This is a genomic window from Actinomycetes bacterium (assembly GCA_035489715.1).
GTDB lineage: Bacteria > Actinomycetota > Actinomycetes > JACCUZ01 > JACCUZ01 > DATHAP01.
The window spans coordinates 1-2,071 of sequence record DATHAP010000219.1 but is presented as its reverse complement, the minus strand read 5'-3'; the positions used below and the strand labels follow the sequence as shown (position 1 = coordinate 2,071).

At 75.2% G+C, this 2,071-nt stretch carries 4 protein-coding genes; 2 read left to right on the top strand and 2 right to left on the bottom strand.

The genetic code is table 11. The annotated features are described in order from the left end of the window. Positions 1–243: metal ABC transporter permease (locus VK640_17260; GenBank protein HTE74928.1), on the top strand; the 243-nt coding region annotated here is incomplete at its 5' end. Next, on the top strand, positions 240–656 hold the full coding sequence (locus VK640_17255) for a Fur family transcriptional regulator (GenBank protein ID HTE74927.1): 417 nt from the start codon (positions 240–242) through the stop codon (positions 654–656). The genes VK640_17260 and VK640_17255, both read left to right, overlap by 4 nt. Positions 657–658: 2 nt before the next feature. On the opposite strand, the gene def is transcribed toward VK640_17255, so the two are convergent. After that, positions 659–1,141: a peptide deformylase gene (gene def / locus VK640_17250; protein ID HTE74926.1), complete on the bottom strand. Its 483-nt coding sequence runs from the start codon at positions 1,139–1,141 to the stop codon at positions 659–661. A 24-nt stretch (positions 1,142–1,165) separates the two neighbouring features. Next, a partial coding sequence (gene proB / locus VK640_17245; GenBank protein HTE74925.1) for a glutamate 5-kinase occupies positions 1,166–2,071 on the bottom strand: 906 nt, incomplete at its 5' end.

Here is a 2,071-nt window from a genome sequence, read left to right as displayed (position 1 = left end):
GCGGCGCTGCGGGACGCGACCGCCCGGCGCCGGCACCGCCGGCGCGGCGAGGTCCACGCCGCGCACCCGCACGAGCACGGCGACGGCTGCGGGCACCGGCCGGTGCCGCACGAGGACCACGTCGACTACGACCACGACGGCCACCTGCACGCTCCACACCTGACCGGTGCCGGCGTCCACTACGACGAGCACGGGGAACGCGTGGCACCGACGGGTCCGGCAGCGAAGGGCGGTGCGGCATGACCGCGCCGGAACCGGTCGAGGGGACGGCGCGCCGTCCCAGCCGTCAGCGCAGCGCCGTCCTCGAGCTCCTGGACGACCTCGACGGCTTCCGCACCGCCCAGGACCTGCACGCGATGCTGCGGACCCGGGGCGCCCCGGTCGGGCTGGCGACGGTCTACCGCGCGCTGCAGGCCCTGGTGGACGACGGGCAGGTCGACGTCCTGCGCAGTGCCGACGGCGAGGCGGCCTACCGGCGCTGCTCGCCGGTGCACCACCACCACCTGGTCTGCCGCTCGTGCGGCCGGACGGTCGAGGTGGCGGACCCGCCGGTGGAGCGGTGGGCGGCGCGGATCGCCGCGGAGCACGGGTTCGCCGACGTCCAGCACCAGGTCGAGGTCTTCGGCACCTGCGCCGAGTGCACCGCCCGGCGCTGACCTCAGCGGTCGCGCAGTGCGCGCAGCGCGCTCTTCCGGGCGTCCCCGGTGAGGCGGTCGAGGAACAGCTTGCCGTCGAGGTGGTCGACCTCGTGCTGCAGGCAGCGCGCCATGAGCCCGGAGCCCTCCAGCCGGAGCGGTTCCCCGTGCACGTCGACCCCCTCGACGACGGCGTGCATCGCCCGCACCGTCGGCGCCCAGATGCCGGGCACCGAGAGGCAGCCCTCGTCGCCGTCCTGCGTCTCCTCGGAGAGCTCGACGATCACCGGGTTGACCACGTGCCCGATCACGCCGTCGAGGTTGTACGAGAACGCCCGCAGGCCGACCCCGATCTGCGGCGCGGCCAGCCCGGCCCGGCCCGGGTGGTCGACGGTCTCGAGCAGGTCGCGGACCAGGGCGGCGACGTCGCGGTCGAAGGCCTTGACCTCGTCGCTGGGCGTGCGGAGCACGGGATCGCCGACTTCGCGGATGGGGCGGATCGTCACGCGTCGCAGTCTCTCAGCCCCTGATCAGCGTCCGACCAGCACCATCTCGTCGCGGTGGACGACCTCGCGGCGGAACTCCGGAGCCAGGTCGCCGGTCTTGCGGCCCAGGAGGCCGGGCATCTCCCGCGCGTCGTACGCGACCAGTCCCCGGGCGACGACGACGCCGTCCGGACCCACCAGCTCCACCGGGTCGTCGGCGAGGAAGTCGCCGGTCACGCCGGTGATCCCGGCGGCCAGCAGCGAGGCGTGCCGCTCGCGGACCGCGCGCACCGCGCCCTCGTCGAGCAGCACCCGCCCCCGGGGCCGGCTGGCGTAGCGCAGCCAGAACTGGCGGGCGCTGGGCCGGCGGCCCATCGGCTCGAACAGGGTGCCCACCTGCTCCCCCGCGAGGGCCGCCGCGGCCTGCTGCGTCGAGGTGACGACGACGGGGACCCCGGCGTGGGCGGCGATGAAGGCCGCCTCCACCTTGGTCGCCATGCCCCCGGTGCCGACGCCGTTGCGCTTGGCGGTGCCCAGGGTGACGGCGGCCAGATCGGCCGGTCCGGTGACCGTGTGCACCAGTTGCGCCGGGCCGGTGCGCGGATCGCCGTCGTAGACGCCGTCGACGTCGGAGAGCAGGACCAGGGCGTCGGCCTGCGCCACGTGCGCCACGAGCGCGGCGAGCCGGTCGTTGTCGCCGAACCGGATCTCCTCGGTGGCGACCGTGTCGTTCTCGTTGACGATCGGCAGCGCTCCGAGGGCGAGCAGCCGCTCCATCGTCTGGTGGGCGTTGCGGTAGTGGCTGCGGCGGGTCAGGTCGTCGGCGGTGAGCAGCACCTGGCCGACGGTGACGTCGTGCTTGGCGAACGCGTCGGCGTAGGTCTGCACCAGGCGGAGCTGCCCCACGCTCGCCGCGGCCTGCGCCGTCGCGAGGTCACGCGGGCGGCCGTC